Here is a 22,486-nt window from a genome sequence, read left to right as displayed (position 1 = left end):
GATGAGAGGGAAGAATTATATATTAGTTTACCTTAAGGAATATATATGAAGTATCTATAAGTGCACAAAAGTTTGTAATTTATCCCCATTATGGACAAATCTCTGTTTACAGAAGCCATAATGGGGTTTTTATTAATTTTTATTTTATATTTAAAATCCTTCTGGCTTCCATTGGAGTTGCGATTTCTCTTCCGAGTTCTTTGGCTATTCTAACTACTCTTTCTACAAGCTGAGCATTTGATTTTGCAAGTTCACCTTTGTTGTAGTATATATTATCTTCAAGGCCAACCCTTACGTGTCCACCAAGCAGTATAGCATAGACTGCCATAGGGAGTTGATGTCTTCCAATTCCTGCTACTGTCCAAGTTGAACCTTGAGGTATTGACCTTATCATATAGGTTAGACTGTCTATATCAGCAGGCATACCTGATGGAACACCTAAAACAAAGTCAAAATGAAGTGGAGCATCTAAAAGACCCATTTTAAGAAGTCTTTTTGCATTTTCTATCATACCTCTATCAAAGACTTCTATTTCAGGTTTTACATTTAGTTCCTTCATCTTTTTAGCAAAGTTAATAAGGGAAGGAAAACTGTTTGCAAAAACTTCGTCTCCAAAATTTATTGTACCAGCATCAAGTGTTGCCATTTCAGGCTTTAATTCAACAGGTGCAAGCCTTTCTTCGTCGCTCATTCCTACTGCACCGCCTGTTGTAACCTGAAGAATTGCATCAGGGCATTTATCTCTTATAGCATCGAGTATTTCTCTAAATCTCTCCTTCTTTTGCGTAGGAGTACCATCATCCTCCCTAACGTGAATGTGTAATATAGAAGCACCTGCAGTATAGGCCTCATAGGCTGAACTTACCATTTCTTCAACTGTATATGGTACGGCAGGATTTTGTTCCTTTGTAACTTCTGCACCGGTTAGTGCACAGGTGATAATAAGTTTCTCCATAATAATTACCCCCTATTAAATCTTTGCTTATCCTTTGGAACAACGCAGGTTCCAGAAGCTCTACAAACTATTATTGGATTATCAAGAACATCACAGGCAGAGTCATTATCAGGAAGATTTGCAGAGGTTATGACCTTTCTTGCTTCAAATTTCATTTTTCTTGATGTATTGCCAACCTCAACAATTTCACCAATAGCTTCAATATAATCACCGGCGTATACAGGAGCTAAAAATTCAACGCTATCATAGGCTCTAAATAGGCCTTCATCTCCGTCGTGGCGTATTAAAAGTTCTGTAGCCACATCTCCAAATAGCTGTAGCATTTTAGCACCATCAACTAAATTTCCAGCATAGTGTGCATCGTGGCTGGACATTCTTACCCTAATTACTACCTTTTCTCCAATTGGCATTGTGTTACCCCCTTAAAAATATTTTCATAATATTTATATTCTTCAAAAAACATTAGAATCCTTTTAAATAAACATTGACAAAAAATATTTTTTCGACATAGAAGGAATTTAAACTTAAGTGGAGAATATATGATTATGGAGGTGAAAAAAATGATAATGGATTCTTCCATAAAGGCTGCTGTAAAGTGCAGTGAGTGTGGTAGATATACAAGTTTTAACATAAATCTGTTTGAGGCAAAACGACCAACAAGCAGAAGATGTACTTGTGGAAACATTGTACTTAAAGTAAGTGCCACCAAAGGAGAAGTTGAAATAGATATACCTTGCATAGCTTGTGGAGAAACACATAAATACAAATATAAAATAAAGGATTTAATTGATAGGCCAGTAAATATTTTAGGATGTCCTGTTTGTGGTATGGAAATTGCATTTTTAGGGAAAGAATATCTTGTAGATGATATGGTTAATAGATATATGGATGATATGTTTGAATTATTAACTCATCTTGGAGTTATTGATAAAACAAAGAGGTGGGTTATAAAATAAAAATATTACAATGGGGAGTGATTATATGAAATTATTTATTGATACTGCCAATGTTGATGAAATAAGAGAGGCAGAAAAATTAGGGATTATATGTGGAGTTACAACAAATCCTTCGCTTATTGCAAAGGAAGGAAGAGACTTTGTAGAGGTTGTAAAGGAAATAACTGAAATTGTTGATGGTCCAATAAGTGCAGAGGTAATAAGCCTTGAGGCAGAGGGTATGGTTAAAGAAGCAAGGGAACTTGCTAAAATTCACAAGAATATAGTAATAAAGATACCTATGACACTTGAGGGATTAAAGGCTGTTAAGGTTCTTTCTAAGGAAGGAATTAAAACAAATGTTACACTGATATTCTCATCAGCACAGGCTCTGCTTGCTGCTAAGGCTGGTGCTACATATGTAAGTCCATTTGTAGGAAGATTAGATGATATAGGACATAATGGAATGACATTAATTGAAGAGATAGTAAGAATATTTGACAACTACGGCATAGAGACAGAGATAATAGCTGCAAGTATAAGACATCCAATGCACGTTGTTGAAGCAGCACTTGCAGGTGCACATATTGCAACAGTACCATATAAGGTGCTTGTTCAAATGGCAAAGCATCCTATGACAGATATAGGAATAGAAAAGTTCCTAAAGGATTGGGAAACAGTACCTAAGAAATAATATGGTTATAAAATAAGCCTAACATTAAGTTAGGCTTTTATTTTTATCAAACGACATAGAAATATAGTTTAATTTCACATTTCACCTGGGTGGCACTCTAAAAGTATATCACATTAGGTAAATATTATTTAACAAAAATATATTTGACAAACAATTAACACAAAGAGTATAATAAAAATGTTGTTAAAAGAAATAAATAGTATAACACATTAGGAGGAAAAGTTATGAATATGGACTTGGCACTTGGGCTTGTTAGGGTTACTGAGGCTGCCGCAATTAATGCTTCAAAATATATGGGACGTGGAGATAAAAATGCTGCTGACGAAGCTGCAGTTGAGGGTATGAGGGCTATGTTTGATAGTCTTCCAATTAAGGGAACGGTTGTTATTGGTGAAGGTGAAATGGATGAAGCACCAATGCTTTATATAGGAGAGGTATTAGGAAGTGGTGACTATGAAGTTGATATAGCTGTTGATCCGTTAGACGGTACAAGCTTTGTAGCAAAGGGAATGCCTAATGCACTTGCAGTTGTTGCGATTTCTGAGAAGGGCTCTCTTTGCACGCACCTGATATGTATATGGAAAAACTTGTTGTAGGACCTAAGGCAAAGGGAGTGGTATCATTAGATGCTCCTTTAAGTGAAAATATAATAAATGTAGCAAAGGCACTAAACAAGGATGTATCTAATGTAACTGTTGTAATTCAGGATAGACCAAGACATAAACATCTTATGGAAGAAGTAAGAAAGGTAAATGCAAGATTAAAGCTATTTAACGATGGTGACATTCAAGAGGCCCTTGCAACCTGCTTTGATGATAGTGGTGTTGATATAATGGTTGGAATAGGCGGAGCACCTGAGGGGGTTATAACAGCAGCTGCTGTAAAGTGTATAGGTGGAGATTTTCAAGGAAGACTTTTTCCAACCAATGACGAAGAAAAGAAAAGATGCATTGATATGGGTATAACGGATTTGAGTAGAGTTATGCAGCTTGATGATATAGTTAAATCAGATGAGGTGTATTTTGCAGCAACAGGTGTATCAGATGGAGATATTCTAAAGGGAGTTGTATTTTTAGGAAAGGATAGAGTAAAAACAAGTTCTATCGTAATGAGGGCAAAAACGGGTACTATAAGATATATTAATGCTGTACATAATTTAAGTAAAGAGGGTATTAGGAGCTTTTGGCTCCTTTTTTATGAGCAGTATTTATGTGTCGCACATATATTAAAATGTGTTATATTATTGATTGACTTTGTATATAAATAGTGTATATAATATAATTAGCAATTTGGAATGGGGGAGTAATATGGATATCGATTTAGCTTTATCTTATGTAAGAGTTACAGAGGCAGCAGCAATAAGTGCCTCAAGGCTTTTAGGTAGAGGAGACAAAAATGCAGCAGATGATGCAGCAGTTACTGCTATGAGAAAAATGTTTGATGTAATCCCAATAAAGGGTAAGGTTGTAATAGGTGAAGGAGAGATGGATGAGGCTCCTATGCTCTATATTGGTGAAGAACTTGGCATTAGAGATGAAGATAGTATTGAAGTTGATATTGCGGTTGACCCTCTTGATGGAACAAATCTTGTAGCAAAGGGACTTCCAAATGCACTATCAGTTGTTGCAATTTCACCAAAGGGAGGGCTTTTGCACGCTCCTGATATGTATATGGAAAAGATAGCAGTAGGAAGGCGAGCAAGAGGATGTGTATCCTTAGATGCACCACTTGAGGAAAATATAAAAAACGTAGCAAAGGCACTTAATAAAAAGGTTGAGGATGTAACTGTAATAATGCTGGATAGAGAAAGACATTATGAACTAATGGAAAGGGTAAGAAAAGTTGGTGCAAGAATGAAGTTGATAACAGATGGAGATATTGCAGCTGCAATAGCAACAGGGTTTGAGGATACTGGAGTAGATATTATGGTTGGAACAGGTGGAGCACCTGAGGGAGTGATAGCTGCTGCTGCAATAAAATGTTTAGGAGGAGATTTCCAAGGAAGGCTCTGTGTAACCTGTGAAGAAGAAAGAAGAAGATGTATTGAGATGGGAATTACTGATTTTAAAAGGATAATGTATATAGATGATATAGTTAAGGCAGAGGATGTGTATTTTGCTGCAACAGGAGTATCAGATGGAGACCTTCTAAAGGGTGTAGTTTACTTAAGTAAAGATAGAGTAAAAACACAGTCTGTTGTTATGAGGTCAAAGACAGGAACGGTAAGATTTATAAATGCAATTCATAGATTATAAAAACAAAATAATTATTTATTGATGATGTTGAAAAATTCAAGATAAGATTAGCCCTTGAAGGATTTTCTTTGGCATTCATTCATTGCATTAAGCAAGTCTAAGTTTTTCTTAGTGTAAAAAGTTTTACTTTTATGGTATACTCATCCTTTAGTGATGGTACGTTGTATGCTAATTTTTGGGTTTAATGAATGCAAAAATCCTTCAAGGGGTAATTTATTTATATACATATATGTTTTGAGCCTTAGTAAATGTTAATTATGTTTAACAGTATTAGTTGTACTTTACATTTCCTATATAGAGTATTAAAATAATAATAGTCGAGTCTTATAGTCTGTTCTATTCGTCTATTTCCCCAGTTATCCGAATTTAATAAAAAGATGTTCAAGATAGAGTTAAATGTCCTTATGTGTTGTAAAATTATGGAGGTGTAGTATGAATTTTGAAGAATTGAAGAGTAAGACGCTTGAGGAACTAAGACAGATTGCCAAGGATTATGATATAAAATCTGTTTCAAAGTTTAGAAAAAGCGAGCTTATCGAAGAGATTTTAAAGTTAGAAGAGGAGAAGAATAAGGCAAAACCTCAGGAGATTATTGTACCTGTAATTGAAGAGGAAAAAACGATCCTATTCGTGATGAGGAAATAAAGCTTCACGATATAGACGTAGAAAAGAGAGAAAAGATACAGGAGCTTCTTCAGGATGCAGATACGGTTGAAGGTGTATTTGAGCTTATAGAAAACCAGCAGTACGGCTTTTTAAGATTAGATAACTATCAGCAGGGTCCAAGGGATATATATGTATCTCCATCACAAATAAGAAGGTTTAATTTAAAAACAGGTGACTTGATAAAAGGTAAGGCAAGATTCCCAAAGGAGACTGAAAAATATAAAGCACTTATTTATCTTCAAGAGATAAATGGAATGCATCCTGAGAAGATAATCGGTAGAAAAAGTTTTGAGACGTTAACTCCAATATATCCTAATAAAAGACTGAGCCTTGAGGTGTCAAGTGGGGATTTAGCAACAAGACTTATAGATATTTTAGCTCCAATTGGAAGAGGACAAAGAGGTCTTATTGTAGCACCTCCAAAGGCAGGAAAAACTGTTCTTTTAAAGAAGATTGCAAATGCTATTACAACAAATCATCCAGATGTTGAACTAATTGTCCTTTTAATAGATGAAAGGCCTGAGGAAGTAACAGATATGCAAAGATCAATTAAGGGAGAGGTTGTGTATTCAACCTTTGATAATGAACCAGAGAATCATACAAGAATAGCAGAACTTGTTTTAGAGAGGGCAAAAAGGCTTGTTGAACTTAAAAAGGACGTTGTTATACTTCTTGACAGTATTACTCGTCTTGCAAGGGCCTATAACCTTACAATTAACCCAACGGGAAGAACATTATCTGGAGGTCTTGACCCAGGGGCACTTATTCAACCTAAAAGTTTTTGGTGCAGCAAGAAACATAGAGGAGGGCGGAAGTTTAACAATACTTGCTACAGCCCTTGTTGAGACTGGAAGCCGTATGGATGACGTAATATTTGAAGAGTTTAAAGGAACGGGAAATATGGAAGTTCATCTTGATAGAAAACTTCAAGAAAGAAGAATATTCCCAGCAATAGATATATACAAGTCAGGTACTCGAAGAGAAGATCTTCTGTTAAATGAAGATGAAAAATCAACTGTACTTGCAATAAGAAGACTTCTATCAAATGAAACTACTCAGGATGCAACAGAAAAACTACTTAATTCAATAGCAAGAACAAAAACAAACAGGGAATTTGTACAAATGGCAGCAAAGGTTTTAAAGGATTAATTTAGATATTGAAAATCTACAATAAATATGGTATAATCTTAAAAGTTGACGGAAGGTACTACATAAAGTAAATATATTATGTTAAGAATATATGAAAGAGGTGAAATAAATGAGAGATATCCATCCAAATTACAATCACGATGCAGTTGTTAAGTGTGCTTGTGGTAACACATTTACAACAGGTTCAGTAAAGAAGGAATTAAAGGTTGAAATCTGTTCAAAGTGCCACCCATTCTTCACAGGAAAGCAAAAGATGCTTGTTGAACAAGGTGGAAGAATGGATAAGTTTATGAAGAAGTACAACCTAAAGATTGAAGAATAATTCTTTGACCGGCGTGCCGGTCTTTTTCTTAGTTTTAGGATGGAGGGATATTATGTACGGCCCAAAGGATCACGGATATATTGAGGTTATAGTAGGTCCAATGTATAGTGGTAAAAGTGAAGAGCTTATAAGAAGAATTAAAAGAGCAAAGATAGCAAAGCAAAATGTACTGGTTTTTAAACCAGTGATAGATGATAGATACAGCAAAACCTGTGTGGTTTCTCATACAGGTATAAAGGAGGAGGCAATATGTCTTCAAAACCCAGAGGACATATTAACCTATGTTAAGGATACTACTGACGTAGTTGCAATTGATGAAGTTCAATTTTTGATGAAAAGATAGTTGATATATGTAAAAAGCTTGCAGATAAAGGCAAAAGGGTGATTTGTGCAGGACTTGATATGGATTTTAGAGGAGAACCCTTTGGGCCTATTCCAAGACTTCTTGCAATTGCAGAGTTTGTAGATAAGATTCAGGCTATATGCGTTGTTTGCGGAAACCCTGCAACAAGAACACAAAGGCTTATAAATGGAAAACCTGCAAAGTATAGCGACCCTATTATTTTAGTTGGTGCAACTGAAGCATACGAAGCAAGATGCAGGAAGTGTCATATAGTTCCTAAGGAGTGATTTTATGAAGGGTGTTGTGGATAGAGTAGAGGGAAATGTGGTTGTAGTTGTTTTAGATGATGGAGATGTAATAGATGTTAATACAAAAGAGTTTAAAGCTATTGTAAAAGAAGGGGATGTAGTATATAAAGACTGTTGCAGTTGGGATGTAGATGAAGAGGAGACTTTAAATAGAAAAAGAAGTAGAGAAGTATCTTGATTTATTTGAGGATTAAAAATTTCAATTTATAAATCCCCCTTTATATTTGGTTACAGTTACACTACCTTTTATGATGAAAAGGTAGTGTTTTTATTTATTATGAACATTCGACAAAATCTTACATAATATAGAGTAGGAAAAAATAAAGGGGGGCAAATATGCCAGATATAAGAAATAATATGCCTATGGATGTAAAGCCAGAGGATGTAAGGGAATTTGTAATCCAACACAAAATGAACAAACAATAGAAGTTACAAATACAGAAACAAAATGCTTATGCAAAAATTATCAACACGGAAGAAAGAAATATGTTAAGATACCAGTAGTTTTAGCAGAGTTTACTGTTCAAATAGATACAGAAGCAGATATAACTTTACCAGAGGATGCAATAGATATTAAGTTTATAGATAAAAATGTCTATTTAACACAATGCCACTTAATACCAGGAACTAATAAGGTATACCTTGCAGGTTATGTAAGAAAGAATATTGTATATTCAACCTTAGGCGGAGTAACAGGTAAGGGTATAGCAGGAAATATAAGACACGCAACATTAAATGTACCATTTGATTGTGTAACAGAAGTATGCTTTGAAAGATATCCAAAGATTTATTCAACACCTCCAAAGAAGGAAGTAGAATTTTTAGACTGCAAGAAGCCAGGCAAGAATATGAAGGAAGATAACTATAAGCACGTAGAAGTATTTAATGAAAGGGTATACTGCGAATTAGAAGAGGCGTATATCTATGAAACAGATATTAAACTTGATTCAAGGCCAGTTAGAGGATTTGAAACAGAAGAAGTATTTAGAAAGTTAAAGGAAAAGATGGTTGTATATGTAACAATTAAGCTTCTCCAAAATCAACAGGTTTGTTGGGATGGCCCAGCTGTTGGATATATGGAGGGAGAAGAAGAAGCAAAATTCGATGAACTAAAGGTTGAATTTGAGGACGAGAAATAGTAGTATAATGTAAATCTTTTAGATTGTATCATATATAGACACAGTCTCAAGATTATACAGATTTATTCTGTATAATCTTGAGACCTTTTATTTTTATTTGGCATAAAAATTGCATTAAAATAGTATGAAAATTCTATACACGGAGGTGGAGTGATGTCACAGGTAATTGTAAGTGGAATAATAACCGGCAGCCTATATGCACTTGCTGCTTTAGGGTTAGTTCTAATTTTCAAAACTTCTGACGTTGTCAATTTCTCACAGGGTGAGATGGCGATGTTCTGTACATTTATTGCATATACTTTTATGACCTTTATAGGACTTCCATATTATATAGCCTTTCCTTTAACAATAGTTTGTGCAGGAATCTTAGGGGTAATTGTTTATAGATTAATTATAAAACCCTTATCAAAATCTAATGTTTTAAGCATTATGATAGCAACCTTAGGACTTATTATGATTTTAAATGGACTTGCTGGTAATCTTTTTGGTTTTGAGACGAGGAGTTTCCCAAAGCTTATTAATGCAAAAACATAAATATCTTTGGAGTATCCCTTGAACCAAACAGCATAGTAATTGTTCTGATAACAATTGTAATAATGCTTTCACTATTTTTCTATTTTAAAACTATGGAGGGAATAGCTATAAGGGCGGTTGCACAGGATGTTGAAGCAGCAAAACTTATGGGTATATCAGTAAAGAGGGTAACAGTTACCACTTGGATAATAAGTTCAATGCTTGCAGCAACAGCAGGTATGTTAATAGCACCAACAACCTTTCTCGATATAAATATGATGTCTGAGGTACATCTAAAGTCCTTCTGTGCAGCAGTTTTAGGGGCTTTAATACATTTATTGGACCTGCAGTTGGTGGTGTGTTAATTGGTATTCTTGAAAACTTAGTTGGAAAATATATATCCCTTGCTTGGAAAACAGTTTTTGCCTTTGTGTTAATAGTTGTGATGCTTGTGGTAAGGCCTAATGGATTATGTGGCAAAAGCTATAGAAAGAAGGTGTAGACTATGAAAAAATATATGAAGCAGATAATCCTATTGGCTGTATTTATACTTCTTCCCTTAGTATTCAACTTTAACAGAAGCTTTATGACACTTTTAAATATGGCTGGAATTTATGTTGTAATTGCGATAGGTTTTAATATCCTTTTAGGATATGCAGGCCAAATATCTTTAGGGCACGCTGCCTTTGTTGGAATTGGTGCCTATACTACAGCAATTTTATCAACAAGGCTTAATCTATCCTTTATTTTAATAATTCCTATTGTAATTTTAATAAGTGGACTTTTAGGCTTTGTATTAGGTCTTCCAGCCCTTAGACTACAGGGAAATTACCTTGCTATTGCAACATTAGGATTTGGAGTTGCCTTTAGCCATATTTTTATGGAATGGGAAAGTGTTACAGGAGGTTTTTCAGGTATAAAGGGAATAAATGCTCCCTCCATATTTGGGTATCAGCTTAAATCAAGATTATCAATGTACTATTTTATTCTATTTTTTATAGTTGTTTCAATAATATTTGCAAAAACCTGATTAAAACAAAAACAGGAAGAGCCTTGATGGCAATAAGGGATAGTGAGTATGCAGCTATGTCCCTTGGAATAGACGTTGCAAAGTATAAAACTATAGCCTTTTTAATAAGTGCTATATATGCTGGTGTTGCAGGTTGTCTTTACGCCTTTTTATTTAGGCAGGTATATCCAAATACCTTTGATGTAGGTATGTCCTTAAATATACTTGCAATGATTGTAATAGGAGGTATTGCCTCTATTGAAGGTTCAGTTGTTGGAGCACTTTTCATTACTTTAATTCCTGAGTTTTTAAAGAATATAAAGATACAAAATGCCTCCTTTATACTCACAGGACTTTTACTTATATTATGTGTTATGTATTTCCCTTATGGACTTGTTGACATATATAGAAAGTTTAAGATGTGGATAAAGAAGAAAAAAGCAGCATTTAAGAACGAGGGGGTTAAGGTATGAAAAGGGAGGCCTTGAATTTTTCAGATATAACAATTGCCTTTGGAGGCTTAAAAGCAATAGATAGTTTATCCTTTGATGTTAATGAGGGAGAAATCGTTGGAATAATAGGACCAAATGGAGCTGGAAAAACAACTCTTTTAATATAATAAGCCGTTTTTATAGGCAGGATACAGGCAAAATTAAGGTTTTTGGATAGGATGTAAGTTCTCTAAAACCCCACGATGTTATAAGCAAGGGTATAGTTAGGACCTTTCAAAATGTAGAACTTTTTAAGCATATGACTGTTTTAGATAATCTCTTAATAGGTCAGCACAGACAATTAAATTACAATATATTTTCAAGCTTGATTATGTCAAGGAAGGTAAAAAAATAGAGGAGCAAGCAAAGAACAGGGCCTTTGAAATTTTAACTACATTAGGAATTCAAAATTATGCCTATTATTACCCTATAAATCTTCCCTATGGAATTCAAAAGAAGGTTGAGCTTGCAAGAGCTTTAGTTTCAAATCCAAAGATTTTAATATTAGATGAACCTGCAGCAGGAATGAATGACACAGAAACTATAGATTTATCTAATAAGCTTAAGGAATTAAAGGATAAATTTAACTTAACAATTATAGTAATAGAACATCATATGCCTTTTGTTATGAATATTTGCGATAGAGTTGTAGTTTTAAACTTTGGTAAAAAGATTGCTGAAGGAACCCCAAATGAAATAAAAGCAAATCCACAGGTTATTGAGGCATATTTAGGATAGGGGGAAAAAGATGCTTACAATTAAAAATTTAAAGGTAAAGTATGGTTATGTAAATGCACTAAAGGGGGTTGATATAGAAATAAAAAAGGGTCAGATTGTTAGTATTTTAGGTTCAAATGGTGCAGGAAAGACAAGTCTTTTAAAGGCAGTATCTGGTCTTGTTGAGGAAAAGTCAGGCAACATTATGTTTGAAGGACAGGATATAACAAATATGTTGACAGATAAAATAGTATCCCTTGGTATTAGCCACTGTCCAGAGGGTAGGAGGATTTTCCCACAGCTTTCAGTTGAGGAGAATCTAAAAATAGGTGCATATGTATTAAGAAACAAAAAATAAATATTGAGGACGAATTTGATAGGGTTTATAGCTTTTTCCCAAAACTAAAGGAGAGAAGAAGGCAGGTAGCAGGAACCTTAAGTGGAGGGAACAGCAAATGCTTGCAATTGGTAGAGCTCTTATGTCAAAACCAAAGCTCTTAATGCTTGATGAACCTTCTCTTGGACTTGCACCCATTATAGTTAATGAAATTTTTAAGATAATAAAGCAAATAAATAGTGAAGGAGTAACAGTGCTTTTAATAGAACAAAACGCAAACGGAGCCTTAAAAATTTCAGATTACAGCTATGTACTTGAGTTAGGTCAAGTGGTAAAAGCAGGAGAAAGCAAGGAACTTTTAAGCGATGAAGCTATAAGAAAATCATATCTTGGTGCATAATTAATTAAAATAAAGGGGAATTTTTATGAAAAAATCTTATCAATTCTATTGACTCTTCTTCTATCCATTTCTTTACTATCAGGTTGTGGTAAGGAAACAAAAACAACTCTTGCACAAGGTGTTGACGAAAAGACTATAAAGGTTGGAACTATAGGGCCAACATCAGGACCTATTGCAATAGTTGGAGTTCCAATGCTACACGGAATGCAGGCTTACTTTAATATGGTAAACGATGCAGGTGGAATTAATGGAAGAAAGATTGAGCTTATTGCAAAGGATGACCAATTTAAGCCAGATTTAGCACTTCAAAAGGCAGAAGAACTTGTTGAGAAGGATAAAGTGTTTGCAATTGTAGGTCAATTAGGCACACCAGGATGTCTTGGAACACTTGATTATATAAAGGAAAAGGGAATACCTGCAGTATACCAAGGAACTGGAGTAAGTGCCTTCGCAAAGGCAAAGGGTAATTATTTCCCAGTACAGCCAAACTACACCTTTGAGGGTGGATTACTTGTTAAATATGCTATAGACAATCTAAAGGCTAATTCATTAGCTGTAATCTACGGCAATGATGATGCAGGAAAGGAAGAATTACAAGGTATTAAAGAACAATTAAAGAAGATGGGTAAGGAGGATGTTTTAAAGGCAGAAGTTCCATTTAATACACAGGACCTTGATTTTTCAGCTCACGTTCAAAAGGCATCAGCAGTAAACCCAGATGTAACAATAGTTGTTGGATATCAAAAGGCTGTTCCAGGAATTCTTCTTGAAGCAAAGAAACAGGGATTTAAGACTCAATTTATGACATCCTATATAAATGCAGATTTAACTATGTTAACATTAGCAAAGGATGCAGCAGATGGTGTTATTGTTACAGCTTGGGTTCCAGATATAACAGATCCTAATAATCAAGCAGCTAAGAAGTTTATTGAAACATATAAGAAATATTTCCCAAACGAAACACCAAATGCCTTTGCAGCTGCTGGTTGGGTTGCAGCAGAGGTATTTGTAGAAGGATTAAAGAGAGCTGGAAATGACTTATCTTGGGAAGGATATATAAAGGCTATGGAAACATTTAAGGATTGGAATGACGGTATTGCAAAGGGTATAACATATACAAAGGACAGAAGAAATGGAGTTGAAAAGATGTACTTTATGAAGGCGGTATGGGATGAAAAATTACCAAGATTTGAAAAGATTTCAGATTTTGTTGGACTTGAATAGGAGTTGAAGTTATGCCATTTGAGATTATAAAGGATAAAAAGTTGTACTATGAAGTATATGGAGAGGGAGAGCCATTAGTACTGCTAAATGGAATAATGATGTCTACAGCAAGTTGGGCAGCATTTGTGGGAGCACTTTCAAAGTATTATAGAGTAGTTTTGGTGGATTTAATAGATCAAGGAAGGTCTGATAAGGGAGATAGTTTTTATACACAGGATATGCATACAGATATGCTGTATGAGTTAACTAAGAAACTTGACTTAGGTAAATTCAACCTTCTTGGTATCTCCTATGGTGGAGAAGTTGCAATGCTTTATGCATTAAAATATCAAGATACATTAAAGTCCCTCATCCTTTCGAACACAACCGCCTATACAACTAAAATTATGAAGCATATAGGTGATGCGTGGGAATATTCTGCTTCACTATACGATACAAAAATTTTATGAAGGCAACACTGCCATACATCTATTCTCAAAGATTCTATGAAGAAAATTTTGAATGGATAAATCAAAGAATAGATTTGTTTGAGGGCCTATTTACTAAGGAATGGTATGACGGCTTTAGAAGGGCTGTTAAAAGTGCAGATGAATTAAATATTTTAGACAGGATATCTGAAATAACAGTACCTACACTAATAATCAGTAGTGAATTAGATATAATAACTCCAGCATCTTATCAGCTTGAAATAAAAAATAGAATCCAAAATAGCAGGTGGATTGAGATAAAGGAAGCAGGACACGCATCAATGTATGAAAGACCAAATGAGTTTGCCCTTGCTGTTATAGGATTTTTAAAGACAGCAGAATTTGAGATAAAGATTAAATAAAACAAAAGGTGCTCCGCACCTTTTGTTTTATTTAAAGAATATATTTTAAAATATATTGGATTTATTTATAATAAAATATAGTAAATAGTGAAAAGGTTGGGGTGAGGGGAATGATAAATTTTATGAAGACAAAGGAATTTAATTTTTTGTAAAAATCTTTTGATAAACTACCTGTACCTGTTGATTTTTAGATAAGGATGGAAGAATAGTTTACATAAATAAATGCTTTTTAGATTTTTTAGGCTTTAATGAAGAGGATGTTTTGGGTAAAATTGTTACAGAGGTTGAACCAACTTCTAAATTCTTAGACACATTAAAATATAAACAAGCAGAGATTGCAAAAGGCACGTCTTTTCAAATGGAAAAGAGGCAATAGTACACAGAGTACCAATAATAGATGAAAATGATAATTTAATAGGTGGATTTGGACTACTTCTATTTGATGATTATGAAAAGTTAAAACAGGTAACAGAACAGATAGAGAAAATACACAAAGAACTTAATTTATATAAAAATGAGATAGCTAAGATGAATAGGGCAAAATACACACTTGAGGACATAATAGGTGAGTCAAGGCCTATGAAACAGGTAAAATCTAAGGTTAAAAAGCTTGCAAGAGTACATTCTAATATTTTAATTATAGGTGAGAGTGGAGTAGGTAAAGAACTTTTGCCCACGCTATCCATAATGAAAGTGAAAGAAGGGAGTTCCCTTTGTATCTATAAATTGTTCTGCAATTCCAGAAAATCTACTTGAGGCAGAGTTTTTGGATATGAGGATGGTGCCTTTACTGGAGCAAGAAAGGGCGGAAACATTGGTAAGTTTGAACTTGCAAATGGTGGTACAATATTCTTAGATGAGATTGGTGATATGCCTTTATATATGCAGGCAAAGCTTTTAAGGGTTCTTCAGGAGAAGGAAGTTGTAAGAATAGGTTCAAATAAGGTTGTGAAGCTGGATGTAAGGGTTATATGTGCGACCCATAAGAACTTAGAACAGCTTGTAGATGAGGGAAAGTTTAGGGAGGATTTATATTATAGATTAAATGTACTCTCTTTAGACATTCCACCCCTTAGACAAAGAAAGGATGATATACCTCTTTTAGTTGAAAAGTTTGTACACAACTTTTACAAGGAGACAGGACTTTATAGAGAAATACCCGATGAGGTTATGAATATATTATGTAATTATGACTGGCCGGGAAATATAAGGGAGTTAAAAAATATTGTTGAGAGAATATGTGTTAATGCTGATGAAACGGAAGTTATGATTAATGATCTTCCAGCCTCTATACTGAACAAGACCTTTAAGATTGAACATAAGAAGGACCAAGGTTTAAAGGAGATTATGGAGAGTATAGAGAAGGAAATAATAATAAGTACCTTAAGGGAGTGTAACAACAATAAGAGTTTAGCAGCCAGCAAATTAAATATTCCGAGGGCTTCATTATACAGAAAGATAGAAGAATACAACATAGAGAGTGAAAATAAATAATACATATGTAATAATTTGTTACACAGGAGCACCAAAAAGGGTGCTCCTTTAGTATTTTTGGCATAGTTTTTGCAATATTCATAAAAAAGCTAAGGGGTGATATTATGAGAAAACACGTTGGAATTGCTGGGGTTTCAGTCTATATTCCAGATAAATTTATTACTGCAAAAGAGGTAAGTGAGGCAACAGGAGGGGTTTGGACGGAGGAGGCTGTTATTGAGAAGTTAGGATTTTATAAAAAGCCAATACCAAAAGAGGATGATGGAACTCAGGAGATGGGTGTGAAAGCAGCTCTAAATTGTATAAAGGAATATAACATAGATCCTATGGAAATAGATGTTGTAATTTCTATAGGAGAAGAATGGAAGGAATATCCATTGACTACATCAGCCATCTATATACAGGAGAAGATAGGAGCAAAAATGCCTATGGATTTGATTTGCAACAAAGATGCTGCACCTGCATTACTGCAATGAAGGTTGCAAAGGATATGATGATGAGTGATGATTCAATAAACACCGTTTTGATAGTTGGTGGATATAGAAATGGAGATTTCATAGACTACAAAAATCCAAGAGTAAGTTTTATGTATAATTTAGGTGCAGGTGGCGGTGCATTAATTCTTAAAAAGAATTTAGGTAAAAACGAGCTTTTAGAGTCAGCTATAATGAGTGATGGTTCCTTTGCAAGGGATGTTGGTGTAAGGTATGGTGGTACAGTTAATCCAATAAATAGAGAAAATGTGGATTACGCCTATAAATCCCTCGATGTATTTGATGTTGAGGGAATGAAACAGAGACTTAATGAAAAATCTACACCTAACTTTTTAAAGGTTATAAGAGATTCCTTAAAAAGAGTGGATATTCACAGGAGGATATAGGTTATCTTGCAATATTACACTTTAAATATTCTGCCCACAAGTATATTTTAAATGAACTTGGATTAGATGAGTCAAAATCTGTTTATCTTTGTGATTATGGACATATAGGACAAATAGACCAAATTTTATCTTTAAAATTAGGCTTAGAACAGGGCAAAGTAAAGGAAGGAGATATAGTTGTTATGGTTGGTGCAGGAATTGGGTATGCTTGGGCAGCAAATACAATAAAATGGGGAAAAGTAGAAGATTAAGGAGGCAGGATTTTTATGAATTTTAGAGAAGAATATAATAGAAAGCTAAAAAGTTTAGATGAAATTTTGCATTTAGTAAAGTCAGACTATGAGGTTTGTGTTGCACTTGCAGGGGCAGAACCTATGGACTTTTTAAACAGACTTCACGAGATAAAGGATGAGGTTCAGAATGTATCTGTATTGACTTGTCTAAATATGGGCAACTACAAATTTACAAGTGAACCAGATATGGAGGGACATTTTATAAACAATACTTGGTTTTACAGCCCACTAACAAGAAAAGCCCACAAGGATAAAACTGCAAGCTTCTTACCTAACCATCTACACCTTGCAGCAAAACAAAGATTAGGTTATAGAAAACCTAATATATTTGTTGGAACTGCAACACCTATGGACAAACACGGGTATTTTAGCCTATCTTTATCAGTAACCTACGAGAGGGAATACATTGAGGCAGCAGATATAGTAATACTTGAGGTAAATGAAAACTATCCAAAAACCTATGGAGATACTTTTGTGCATATAAGTGAAGTGGATTTTGTATATGAAAGTAATAGAAGACCTCCAGAACTTACAATAGTTGAACCAAATGAAAAGGATATGATAATAGGAAACTATATAGCAGAGCTCATTGAAGATGGTTCAACTATACAGCTTGGTATAGGAGGAATTCCAAATGCAGTATCTAAGGCACTTATCACTAAAAAGGATTTAGGTGTTCATACAGAAATGTTTACAGATGGAATGGTGGATTTGTATAACGCAGGAGTTATAACAAACAAGAGGAAGACTCTACACAAGGATAAATTTATAGCAACCTTTGCACTTGGTACTAAAAAGTTATATGACTTTATTGATGAAAATCCTGGAGTTGAATTTAAAAGAGGATGCTATACTAATGATCCTTATGTGATAGGACAAAACTATAAGATGGTTTCTATAAATACATCCTTGCAGGTAGACTTAACAGGGCAGTGCTGTTCAGAGGCAATAGGACACGTTCAATATAGTGGAACAGGAGGACAATCAGATACTGCAATAGGAGCACAAAACAGTGTAGGTGGAAAATCAATAATTGCACTTTATTCAACTGCAAAGAATGATACAATTTCTACTATTGTTCCGATGTTAACTCAAGGGGCAGCAGTATCACTTTCAAGAAATGATGTAGATTATGTTGTTACAGAATATGGAGTTGCACCTCTTAAGGGAAGAACAATTAGAGAAAGAGTAAGAAATTTAATTAGCATTGCACATCCTAACTTTAGAGAACAGCTAAAGAGGGATGCAGAGAAATATATGATTTGGTAGGAGGGGATTATGGGAAAGGTAGAACTTAAGAAAGTAAACCTGAAAAATGGCGAGGTTATGGGTTATCGCGAAGGAGGAGAAGGAAAGACTATACTTCTTGTACACGGTAATATGGTTTCTTCAAGACATTGGGAAAACTTCTTGAGTGCTTGGCAGACGACTATCACGTTGTTGCAGTTGATTTAAGAGGAGCAGGAGAGTCAAGCTACAACAAGCCTATTGATACATTTAAGGATTTTGCAGAGGATATAAAGCTTCTTTGTGATGAATTAAACTTAAGGGATTTCTTACTTATTGGATGGTCAATGGGTGGAGGAATTTCTCAAAAATTTGTGGCAGATTATGAAGGTTATGCAAACAGCTTGATACTTTATGAATCTATTCCTTGCTCAGGATATTCATATCATAAAAAGGGACCAAATGGAGAATTTTTGCCTGAATGCTATCAAAATAAAGAAGAACTATTGCAGGATAGAATACAACTAAAGCCTATGATAGACGCATTAGAGAATAATAATAGAGCCTTTATAAAATATCTTTGGGATCAGCTTGTTTTAAATATTGTAAAACCAAGCGATGAAGAGTATGAGGAGCTTTTAGATGATATTTTTAAGACAAGAAACTTAAGGGATGCAGCCTGGGCAGCCCACAGCTTTAATATATCCCATATGTATAATGGTGTGACACAGGGAAGTGGCGAAGTAGATAAAATAACCATACCTGTTAGAATTTTTGCTGGAGATAGAGATTTAATTGTTCCATCTAATTTAGCATATTTTACTGCAAAAGAAATAGGAGATAATGCAGAGGTTGTAATATTAAATGGCTGTGGTCATACTCCACACTACGATAACTTAGAGCTTGTATTACAAAGGATAAAGGAATTCTATAAATAAGTAGTTTTAAGGTGCCAAAATAATAAATTTAGTTTCCCCTTATGCTGTTTTGGCACCTTTTTATGATTGATTTTTCTACTTTCATACAATGTGTATCAATATGATAATGTGTCTAAAATATTTACATTAGATAAAAAACAATTAGCTTTCAGGCTTTGATTTATCTTATATATTATGGCATATAATTTGCTTTCCTTTTTCAGGCAGCTGACTTTTAGCAGTTGACCTTATAAAGAAAAGGGGGATCAAACTTATTATTCTATTAAAAAATAAATTTTAAAAAGTGGGGAGGTTTGGTTATGAATAAGAAGGATTTAACAGTATTAGTTATCTTGATTTCAGCAATTTTAATGTTAATAGCTCAATTTACTAAAAACAATATGTTGTTTGCTGTTTCATTTCCATTCGTATGTATAGCTTGGATGTGGCTTGGTGCAATGAAGAAGGACACTGTTAGAGGTAGGGCTAAGGTTTCACTTATAGCAATTTTAATAATTTGGCTAATTGCTTTTGTTTCAATGGTTTCAATGAACAACAGTCAAGTTACAGGATATTTCTTAGGATTACCAAAGGCAACAGCTATTATGGTATATGGAGTATGGGTGGCATCATTTTTAGTTGTAACTTTAGTTTATGCATTAAGATTTGATAAAGACTACATAACAAGTGAAGATATAAAGGAGTTTAATAAAAAGACAGGTGCTAACTTAAGTATTGAAGTAACTGAAAGTAATCAAAGCAAACTAAATATGTAATGGGGGATAAATATGTCAACCATAAGAGTTGTTATGAGCATTTATATGCTGGTTGTATTAGTTATAGGGTATTATGCAATGAAGCAGACCACAAGTTCAAAGGACTTTTTATAGCAGGTAAGAAATTAGGTCTTATAGCCCTTGCAATGGCATCCTTCTCAGCAGCAATATCAGGATGGGTTTTTGTTGGAGGTCCAGGTCTTTATTTTAGTATTGGACAAGGTTCTCTTTGGATGACTTTCCCAACTGCTATATCCTTTGCAATGGCGTGGATTATATTAGGAAAAAGAATGAGATTATTAACAGAAGTAAATGATTGTATGACTGCACCTGACGCAGTGTATGCACGTTATAAATCAAAATGGGTTAGTGGAATAGCAGCAATTGCAATATTGGTGGGGCTTGTTTTATATCTTGCTAATCAAATAACTGCCTTTGCATTTATACTATCACCAATATTTAAAATAAACTTTCAGTGGGCAGTATTAGTTGGAATGGGTATTGTACTTATATATTCTGTTGCAGGTGGTATGCTTGCCGGTGTTTATACAGATGTATTTCAAGGGGCGTGTATGATTATAGCTTCAATAATTATATTTGCACTATGTTTGGTTAATGGTAATGGAACTCAAAATATGGCTGCTGGTATTGTAGAAGTATTGTCTAAGGATGCAGTAGGTGCAAAGTTTGTTAACCCTTGGGGTATAATGCCTGCCATAACAACAATGAGCTGGTTTTTCTGCTTATCTATTGGTATAGTAGGACAACCACACATAGTTCACAAATTTTATATGGTAAAAGAAGTTAGAAAGATGAAATGGGGAGTAGTACTTGCAGCAATTGGAGGAATGGTTGCAGGTCTATTATGGTTTGGTGTTGGTTTAGCAGTAAAATACTTAGCAGTAACAGGTAAACTACCTGCAGAAGCAATGGATTTATTAAAGAAATCAACCGACAATACAATAGTTGTATTCTTAAACTACTATACTCCAAAGGTTATAGCAGGAGTTGTATATGCAGGTATTGCATCAGCTATAATGTCAACCGCAGACTCCTTTATAAACATAGCTGCAGCAAGTGCAGTAAGAGATTTGCCCTTTGCCTTTAATAAAAAATTAGACTCAAAGCAAGAACTTTTTATGGGAAGAATAGTAGTTGTTATTATAGCTGTAGTTACAATTATTCTTGCCTTAACACTTGGACCAAAGGGAATTGCACTTCTTGGTGCATTTGGTTGGGGTACATTCGCAGCAGCACTTGCACCAGCAATAGGTATTGGATTTAACTGGTCAAGGGGAACAAAACAGGCAGCCTTTGCTTCAATTATAGTAGGACTTGTTTGTAATGTAGGCCTTGAAATAGCAAAGGTATTAGGTGCTAACTTTTACAAAACATACTTTGCTTCAAAGGGTATATACAATGGTACATTATCCCTATGTCTATCAATAATAGTATACATCCTTGTTTCATATATGACTAAGCAAGAAAAACTTGATACAAAAGTTGAAGCAGTATTGGAGGCATAATAAAGGGGGCTATTCAGCCCCTTTTTCATACACACAACCTGATTCTGCATAAGCCTTAGATGTAAATTAAGCACAATTCTCTCCTTCATCTTATAAAAGCAATCCTGCCCCTTTATATTCTCAACAGGAACAACATCCTCTCTGCACATAAGTTCATTTATTTTATACTTAACTATTTCACACAGGATGTTTTGATTAAAATATCCCTTATCCTCACATACAAAGTGATATTCAAGGGGGATAAACTTTTGTTCTTTATTTGCCCTTATCTCAGGTGGATTTATATAGCTTATTTCAGTTGTACATTCAAAGGGAACAAGGTAGGTTAAATATCTAATGTTACCGCTTGTGCCTTTGGAACTTTGGCAGCGAGCAGAGGCATATTCTAACACCTTTTTAATAACTCCTCTTATAAATACCTTCTTTGTCCCAGGTATTAATTTACACTCCTTAAGCTGAAGTGTTTTTTAGATGCTTTAATGCAAACAACAGGTTCGCAGAATCTAACTGAATTTTCAAGCTGAATGCATATCTTAAACTGACTTATAACAACAGGAACGTTTATATAGTTTACGTCATTGCAGCAGGGTTCTTCAGGTTCATTCTTGCATTCTGGTATATTCTTAGAATTTATAAGTATAGGATCGCACTCCCCTCCTGTTCACATCTTGAAGCTTCATCAGCATTAACATTTTCAGTATCTTCCAATATATCTACAGTTAGATTTGGTTCTTCCTTAACATTAAAGTCTTCGTTTCTTTTTGATTTACTACCCATTTAATCACCCTAATTTAAACTTCATTTTATATTATGATGTATTTAAAAGATTGGTTACTAATTATTAATGTTGATGTATAATTTTATTATAGTAATTTTTGGAGGGGATTAGATGAAGATAAAGGCAGTATGTCCAAGGGATTGTTACGGAGGATGTTCTTTGATTTTAGAAGTCGAAGAAGGAAGGATTATTAAGGTTTATGGAGATAAAGAAAACAGGGCAACAGAGGGCCTAATTTGCAGAAAAGGTTTAGAGTATATAGATAGAAACTACGGCAGAAATAGAATAAAAAGGCACTAAAGAGAGTTG

General features: G+C 34.4%; 30 protein-coding genes and 7 pseudogenes. 33 read left to right on the top strand and 4 right to left on the bottom strand.

All coding sequences use genetic code 11. The features are described from left to right. Nucleotides 1-139: 139 nt before the first annotated feature. The gene (locus PL321_RS05230; RefSeq protein ID WP_273963725.1) at nucleotides 140-955 is read right to left on the bottom strand and encodes a 3-keto-5-aminohexanoate cleavage protein; all 816 of its coding nucleotides are present in this window, start codon (nucleotides 953-955) and stop codon (nucleotides 140-142) included. A gap of 5 nt (nucleotides 956-960) precedes the next feature. Then, nucleotides 961-1,365 carry a hotdog domain-containing protein gene (locus PL321_RS05225; RefSeq protein WP_273963724.1) on the bottom strand — a complete coding sequence of 135 codons (405 nt, stop codon included), beginning with the start codon at nucleotides 1,363-1,365 and terminating at the stop codon, nucleotides 961-963. Between the two features lie 150 nt (nucleotides 1,366-1,515). Between PL321_RS05225 and PL321_RS05220 the strand changes: the two genes are divergently transcribed. The 32 genes and pseudogenes from PL321_RS05220 to PL321_RS05065 all read left to right on the top strand — a co-directional run bounded on the left by PL321_RS05220 (nucleotide 1,516) and on the right by PL321_RS05065 (nucleotide 21,399). Further along, nucleotides 1,516-1,911: a hypothetical protein gene (locus PL321_RS05220; RefSeq protein ID WP_273963723.1), complete on the top strand. Its 396-nt coding sequence runs from the start codon at nucleotides 1,516-1,518 to the stop codon at nucleotides 1,909-1,911. A gap of 25 nt (nucleotides 1,912-1,936) precedes the next feature. After that, the gene (gene fsa, locus PL321_RS05215; RefSeq protein ID WP_273963721.1) at nucleotides 1,937-2,584 is read left to right on the top strand and encodes a fructose-6-phosphate aldolase; all 648 of its coding nucleotides are present in this window, start codon (nucleotides 1,937-1,939) and stop codon (nucleotides 2,582-2,584) included. A 224-nt stretch (nucleotides 2,585-2,808) separates the two neighbouring features. Beyond that, nucleotides 2,809-3,851 (top strand): annotated as a pseudogene (gene glpX / locus PL321_RS05210) (class II fructose-bisphosphatase). A gap of 40 nt (nucleotides 3,852-3,891) precedes the next feature. After that, nucleotides 3,892-4,839: a class II fructose-bisphosphatase gene (gene glpX / locus PL321_RS05205; protein WP_273963720.1), complete on the top strand. Its 948-nt coding sequence runs from the start codon at nucleotides 3,892-3,894 to the stop codon at nucleotides 4,837-4,839. Nucleotides 4,840-5,271: 432 nt separating this feature from the next. Beyond that, a pseudogene (gene rho / locus PL321_RS05200) lies at nucleotides 5,272-6,654 on the top strand (transcription termination factor Rho). 109 nt (nucleotides 6,655-6,763) lie between these two features. Beyond that, on the top strand, nucleotides 6,764-6,976 hold the full coding sequence (gene rpmE, locus PL321_RS05195; protein WP_273963719.1) for a 50S ribosomal protein L31: 213 nt from the start codon (nucleotides 6,764-6,766) through the stop codon (nucleotides 6,974-6,976). Nucleotides 6,977-7,028: 52 nt separating this feature from the next. Continuing rightward, nucleotides 7,029-7,606, top strand: a pseudogene (locus PL321_RS05190) (thymidine kinase). Between the two features lie 4 nt (nucleotides 7,607-7,610). Continuing rightward, nucleotides 7,611-7,805: a DUF3006 family protein gene (locus PL321_RS05185; protein WP_273963718.1), complete on the top strand. Its 195-nt coding sequence runs from the start codon at nucleotides 7,611-7,613 to the stop codon at nucleotides 7,803-7,805. Between the two features lie 214 nt (nucleotides 7,806-8,019). Continuing rightward, nucleotides 8,020-8,766, top strand: a complete 747-nt coding sequence (locus PL321_RS21000) for a CsxC family protein (RefSeq protein ID WP_443110745.1) — start codon at nucleotides 8,020-8,022, stop codon at nucleotides 8,764-8,766. 153 nt (nucleotides 8,767-8,919) lie between these two features. Then, complete coding sequence (locus tag PL321_RS05175) at nucleotides 8,920-9,300, top strand: branched-chain amino acid ABC transporter permease (protein ID WP_273963715.1); 381 nt, start codon at nucleotides 8,920-8,922, stop codon at nucleotides 9,298-9,300. Between the two features lie 62 nt (nucleotides 9,301-9,362). Continuing rightward, nucleotides 9,363-9,644: an ABC transporter permease subunit gene (locus tag PL321_RS05170; protein WP_273963714.1), complete on the top strand. Its 282-nt coding sequence runs from the start codon at nucleotides 9,363-9,365 to the stop codon at nucleotides 9,642-9,644. Beyond that, a complete protein-coding gene (locus PL321_RS05165; protein WP_273963713.1) occupies nucleotides 9,638-9,781 on the top strand; it encodes a hypothetical protein in 144 nt (47 codons plus the stop codon). Before PL321_RS05170 ends, PL321_RS05165 begins: the two co-directional genes overlap by 7 nt. 3 nt (nucleotides 9,782-9,784) lie before the next feature. Further along, nucleotides 9,785-10,309: a branched-chain amino acid ABC transporter permease gene (locus PL321_RS05160; protein WP_273963712.1), complete on the top strand. Its 525-nt coding sequence runs from the start codon at nucleotides 9,785-9,787 to the stop codon at nucleotides 10,307-10,309. A 26-nt stretch (nucleotides 10,310-10,335) separates the two neighbouring features. After that, entirely contained in the window at nucleotides 10,336-10,761 is a 426-nt protein-coding gene (locus tag PL321_RS05155) for a branched-chain amino acid ABC transporter permease (RefSeq protein ID WP_273963711.1), read from the top strand. Then, entirely contained in the window at nucleotides 10,758-10,907 is a 150-nt protein-coding gene (locus PL321_RS05150) for an ATP-binding cassette domain-containing protein (RefSeq protein ID WP_273963710.1), read from the top strand. The genes PL321_RS05155 and PL321_RS05150 overlap by 4 nt, the downstream gene beginning before the upstream one ends. A 172-nt stretch (nucleotides 10,908-11,079) precedes the next feature. Continuing rightward, a pseudogene (locus PL321_RS05145) lies at nucleotides 11,080-11,238 on the top strand (hypothetical protein); the annotation flags it as partial. A gap of 66 nt (nucleotides 11,239-11,304) precedes the next feature. Beyond that, entirely contained in the window at nucleotides 11,305-11,517 is a 213-nt protein-coding gene (locus tag PL321_RS05140) for a hypothetical protein (RefSeq protein ID WP_273963709.1), read from the top strand. A gap of 10 nt (nucleotides 11,518-11,527) precedes the next feature. Beyond that, nucleotides 11,528-12,233, top strand: a pseudogene (locus tag PL321_RS05135) (ABC transporter ATP-binding protein). A 48-nt stretch (nucleotides 12,234-12,281) separates the two neighbouring features. Next, nucleotides 12,282-13,457 (top strand): ABC transporter substrate-binding protein, encoded by a 1,176-nt coding sequence (locus PL321_RS05130; RefSeq protein ID WP_273963708.1) that lies wholly within the window; start codon nucleotides 12,282-12,284, stop codon nucleotides 13,455-13,457. An 11-nt stretch (nucleotides 13,458-13,468) separates the two neighbouring features. Continuing rightward, the gene (locus PL321_RS05125) at nucleotides 13,469-13,906 is read left to right on the top strand and encodes an alpha/beta fold hydrolase (RefSeq protein WP_273963707.1); all 438 of its coding nucleotides are present in this window, start codon (nucleotides 13,469-13,471) and stop codon (nucleotides 13,904-13,906) included. Next, nucleotides 13,903-14,286 (top strand): alpha/beta fold hydrolase, encoded by a 384-nt coding sequence (locus tag PL321_RS05120; RefSeq protein ID WP_273963706.1) that lies wholly within the window; start codon nucleotides 13,903-13,905, stop codon nucleotides 14,284-14,286. The genes PL321_RS05125 and PL321_RS05120 overlap by 4 nt, the downstream gene beginning before the upstream one ends. Before the next feature lie 199 nt (nucleotides 14,287-14,485). Next, nucleotides 14,486-14,662, top strand: a pseudogene (locus tag PL321_RS05115) (PAS domain-containing protein); the annotation flags it as partial. A 152-nt stretch (nucleotides 14,663-14,814) separates the two neighbouring features. Beyond that, a pseudogene (locus tag PL321_RS05110) lies at nucleotides 14,815-15,585 on the top strand (sigma-54 interaction domain-containing protein); the annotation flags it as partial. 48 nt (nucleotides 15,586-15,633) lie between these two features. Then, nucleotides 15,634-15,780 carry a helix-turn-helix domain-containing protein gene (locus PL321_RS20995; RefSeq protein ID WP_273964418.1) on the top strand — a complete coding sequence of 49 codons (147 nt, stop codon included), beginning with the start codon at nucleotides 15,634-15,636 and terminating at the stop codon, nucleotides 15,778-15,780. A 104-nt stretch (nucleotides 15,781-15,884) separates the two neighbouring features. Next, nucleotides 15,885-16,256 carry a hypothetical protein gene (locus tag PL321_RS05100; protein WP_273963705.1) on the top strand — a complete coding sequence of 124 codons (372 nt, stop codon included), beginning with the start codon at nucleotides 15,885-15,887 and terminating at the stop codon, nucleotides 16,254-16,256. Beyond that, the gene (locus PL321_RS05095) at nucleotides 16,253-16,660 is read left to right on the top strand and encodes a hypothetical protein (RefSeq protein WP_273963704.1); all 408 of its coding nucleotides are present in this window, start codon (nucleotides 16,253-16,255) and stop codon (nucleotides 16,658-16,660) included. Before PL321_RS05100 ends, PL321_RS05095 begins: the two co-directional genes overlap by 4 nt. Beyond that, nucleotides 16,657-16,911: a 3-oxoacyl-[acyl-carrier-protein] synthase III C-terminal domain-containing protein gene (locus PL321_RS05090; RefSeq protein ID WP_337961087.1), complete on the top strand. Its 255-nt coding sequence runs from the start codon at nucleotides 16,657-16,659 to the stop codon at nucleotides 16,909-16,911. Before PL321_RS05095 ends, PL321_RS05090 begins: the two co-directional genes overlap by 4 nt. A 15-nt stretch (nucleotides 16,912-16,926) precedes the next feature. Continuing rightward, nucleotides 16,927-18,222, top strand: a complete 1,296-nt coding sequence (locus PL321_RS05085; RefSeq protein ID WP_273963703.1) for an acetyl-CoA hydrolase/transferase family protein — start codon at nucleotides 16,927-16,929, stop codon at nucleotides 18,220-18,222. 9 nt (nucleotides 18,223-18,231) lie between these two features. After that, nucleotides 18,232-18,408, top strand: coding sequence for an alpha/beta fold hydrolase (locus PL321_RS05080; protein ID WP_273963702.1), 177 nt, complete (start codon nucleotides 18,232-18,234; stop codon nucleotides 18,406-18,408). After that, nucleotides 18,372-19,118: an alpha/beta fold hydrolase gene (locus PL321_RS05075; protein ID WP_273963701.1), complete on the top strand. Its 747-nt coding sequence runs from the start codon at nucleotides 18,372-18,374 to the stop codon at nucleotides 19,116-19,118. The genes PL321_RS05080 and PL321_RS05075 overlap by 37 nt, the downstream gene beginning before the upstream one ends. 299 nt (nucleotides 19,119-19,417) lie before the next feature. Further along, nucleotides 19,418-19,873 carry a hypothetical protein gene (locus PL321_RS05070; protein WP_273963700.1) on the top strand — a complete coding sequence of 152 codons (456 nt, stop codon included), beginning with the start codon at nucleotides 19,418-19,420 and terminating at the stop codon, nucleotides 19,871-19,873. Next, entirely contained in the window at nucleotides 19,873-21,399 is a 1,527-nt protein-coding gene (locus tag PL321_RS05065) for a sodium:solute symporter family transporter (protein ID WP_273963699.1), read from the top strand. The genes PL321_RS05070 and PL321_RS05065 overlap by 1 nt, the downstream gene beginning before the upstream one ends. 436 nt (nucleotides 21,400-21,835) lie before the next feature. On the opposite strand, the gene PL321_RS20990 is transcribed toward PL321_RS05065, so the two are convergent. Both PL321_RS20990 and PL321_RS05060 read right to left on the bottom strand, forming a co-directional pair. After that, nucleotides 21,836-22,018 (bottom strand): DUF7852 domain-containing protein, encoded by a 183-nt coding sequence (locus tag PL321_RS20990; protein WP_443110744.1) that lies wholly within the window; start codon nucleotides 22,016-22,018, stop codon nucleotides 21,836-21,838. An 11-nt stretch (nucleotides 22,019-22,029) separates the two neighbouring features. Next, nucleotides 22,030-22,176: a hypothetical protein gene (locus PL321_RS05060; protein WP_273963698.1), complete on the bottom strand. Its 147-nt coding sequence runs from the start codon at nucleotides 22,174-22,176 to the stop codon at nucleotides 22,030-22,032. Nucleotides 22,177-22,288: 112 nt separating this feature from the next. On the opposite strand from PL321_RS05060, the gene PL321_RS05055 reads away from it, so the two are divergent. Then, entirely contained in the window at nucleotides 22,289-22,477 is a 189-nt protein-coding gene (locus PL321_RS05055; RefSeq protein WP_273963697.1) for a hypothetical protein, read from the top strand. Nucleotides 22,478-22,486: the final 9 nt, after the last annotated feature.

Source organism: Caloramator sp. mosi_1 (assembly GCF_028622835.1).
Lineage (GTDB): Bacteria > Bacillota > Clostridia > Clostridiales > Caloramatoraceae > Thermobrachium.
This window is presented reverse-complemented; position numbering and strand designations above follow the sequence as displayed.

Bases quoted from the DNA above. Each gene is read 5' to 3' on its own strand.
- PL321_RS05230 (WP_273963725.1), bottom strand. From the start codon at position 955: ATGGAGAAACTTATTATCACCTGTGCACTAACCGGTGCAGAAGTTACA.
- PL321_RS05225 (WP_273963724.1), bottom strand. From the start codon at position 1,365: ATGCCAATTGGAGAAAAGGTAGTAATTAGGGTAAGAATGTCCAGCCAC.
- PL321_RS05220 (WP_273963723.1), top strand. From the start codon at position 1,516: ATGATAATGGATTCTTCCATAAAGGCTGCTGTAAAGTGCAGTGAGTGT.
- fsa (WP_273963721.1), top strand. From the start codon at position 1,937: ATGAAATTATTTATTGATACTGCCAATGTTGATGAAATAAGAGAGGCA.
- glpX (WP_273963720.1), top strand. From the start codon at position 3,892: ATGGATATCGATTTAGCTTTATCTTATGTAAGAGTTACAGAGGCAGCA.
- rpmE (WP_273963719.1), top strand. From the start codon at position 6,764: ATGAGAGATATCCATCCAAATTACAATCACGATGCAGTTGTTAAGTGT.
- PL321_RS05185 (WP_273963718.1), top strand. From the start codon at position 7,611: ATGAAGGGTGTTGTGGATAGAGTAGAGGGAAATGTGGTTGTAGTTGTT.
- PL321_RS05175 (WP_273963715.1), top strand. From the start codon at position 8,920: ATGTCACAGGTAATTGTAAGTGGAATAATAACCGGCAGCCTATATGCA.
- PL321_RS05170 (WP_273963714.1), top strand. From the start codon at position 9,363: ATGCTTTCACTATTTTTCTATTTTAAAACTATGGAGGGAATAGCTATA.
- PL321_RS05160 (WP_273963712.1), top strand. From the start codon at position 9,785: ATGAAAAAATATATGAAGCAGATAATCCTATTGGCTGTATTTATACTT.
- PL321_RS05155 (WP_273963711.1), top strand. From the start codon at position 10,336: ATGGCAATAAGGGATAGTGAGTATGCAGCTATGTCCCTTGGAATAGAC.
- PL321_RS05150 (WP_273963710.1), top strand. From the start codon at position 10,758: ATGAAAAGGGAGGCCTTGAATTTTTCAGATATAACAATTGCCTTTGGA.
- PL321_RS05140 (WP_273963709.1), top strand. From the start codon at position 11,305: ATGAATGACACAGAAACTATAGATTTATCTAATAAGCTTAAGGAATTA.
- PL321_RS05125 (WP_273963707.1), top strand. From the start codon at position 13,469: ATGCCATTTGAGATTATAAAGGATAAAAAGTTGTACTATGAAGTATAT.
- PL321_RS05120 (WP_273963706.1), top strand. From the start codon at position 13,903: ATGAAGGCAACACTGCCATACATCTATTCTCAAAGATTCTATGAAGAA.
- PL321_RS20995 (WP_273964418.1), top strand. From the start codon at position 15,634: ATGGAGAGTATAGAGAAGGAAATAATAATAAGTACCTTAAGGGAGTGT.
- PL321_RS05100 (WP_273963705.1), top strand. From the start codon at position 15,885: ATGAGAAAACACGTTGGAATTGCTGGGGTTTCAGTCTATATTCCAGAT.
- PL321_RS05095 (WP_273963704.1), top strand. From the start codon at position 16,253: ATGAAGGTTGCAAAGGATATGATGATGAGTGATGATTCAATAAACACC.
- PL321_RS05085 (WP_273963703.1), top strand. From the start codon at position 16,927: ATGAATTTTAGAGAAGAATATAATAGAAAGCTAAAAAGTTTAGATGAA.
- PL321_RS05080 (WP_273963702.1), top strand. From the start codon at position 18,232: ATGGGAAAGGTAGAACTTAAGAAAGTAAACCTGAAAAATGGCGAGGTT.
- PL321_RS05070 (WP_273963700.1), top strand. From the start codon at position 19,418: ATGAATAAGAAGGATTTAACAGTATTAGTTATCTTGATTTCAGCAATT.
- PL321_RS05065 (WP_273963699.1), top strand. From the start codon at position 19,873: ATGGGGGATAAATATGTCAACCATAAGAGTTGTTATGAGCATTTATAT.
- PL321_RS05060 (WP_273963698.1), bottom strand. From the start codon at position 22,176: ATGGGTAGTAAATCAAAAAGAAACGAAGACTTTAATGTTAAGGAAGAA.
- PL321_RS05055 (WP_273963697.1), top strand. From the start codon at position 22,289: ATGAAGATAAAGGCAGTATGTCCAAGGGATTGTTACGGAGGATGTTCT.